3 tRNA genes are annotated in these 662 nt (G+C 42.3%); all 3 read left to right on the forward strand.

The features are described from left to right. Position 1: 1 nt before the first annotated feature. The 3 genes from QTN94_RS20245 to QTN94_RS20255 all read left to right on the forward strand — a co-directional run bounded on the left by QTN94_RS20245 (position 2) and on the right by QTN94_RS20255 (position 289). Positions 2-69, forward strand: a tRNA-Glu gene (locus QTN94_RS20245). Positions 70-71: 2 nt separating this feature from the next. Further along, a tRNA-Lys gene (locus tag QTN94_RS20250) sits at positions 72-147 on the forward strand. 66 nt (positions 148-213) lie between these two features. Continuing rightward, positions 214-289 (forward strand) — tRNA-Val (locus QTN94_RS20255). Positions 290-662 lie beyond the last annotated feature (373 nt).

Below are 662 nucleotides of genomic sequence, written 5' to 3' on the forward strand. Positions count from 1 at the left end.
TCGTCTAGAGGCCTAGGACACCGCCCTTTCACGGCGGTAACAGGGGTTCGACTCCCCTACGGGATACCATTGGGTCGTTAGCTCAGTTGGTAGAGCAGTTGACTTTTAATCAATTGGTCGCAGGTTCGAATCCTGCACGACCCACCATTCTTCTCCACGAAGGAATGGCCTTTGTTTTACTTTACTAAAGTAAAAACAACAGGAAACTTATGTGGGCGATTAGCTCAGTTGGGAGAGCACCTGCCTTACAAGCAGGGGGTCACTGGTTCGAGCCCGGTATCGCCCACCATTCTCTAAGTATTTTTGGATAGGAATTCCAAACCACTTCAGTTAAGCGTATGTGGTTGGTATTTTCGACTCCGAGAGTCTTTAGAAAATGAACTTCTTTGGAAGTGATTTGCTCTTTAACAATTTGGAAAGCTGACGAATAACAACAATCCCCATATCTTTGATATGCGTTGTTATTCAAATTAAAAGTTCTCAAATCCTAACTTTCTCTAAATAAAGAGAAATTTAGGTACCAACACACATTCAAGTGTTCTTGGAAACATCCTTGTGATGTTTATATTTGAGTCCGGCAAAATCGTGTCTGCACATGTATAAAAATGCAGACAACTTTGGTGACTAACAAAGACCCTTTGGGGTTGTATGGTTAAGTGACT

This window comes from Vibrio sp. M250220, from assembly GCF_036533795.1.
Taxonomy (GTDB): domain Bacteria; phylum Pseudomonadota; class Gammaproteobacteria; order Enterobacterales; family Vibrionaceae; genus Vibrio.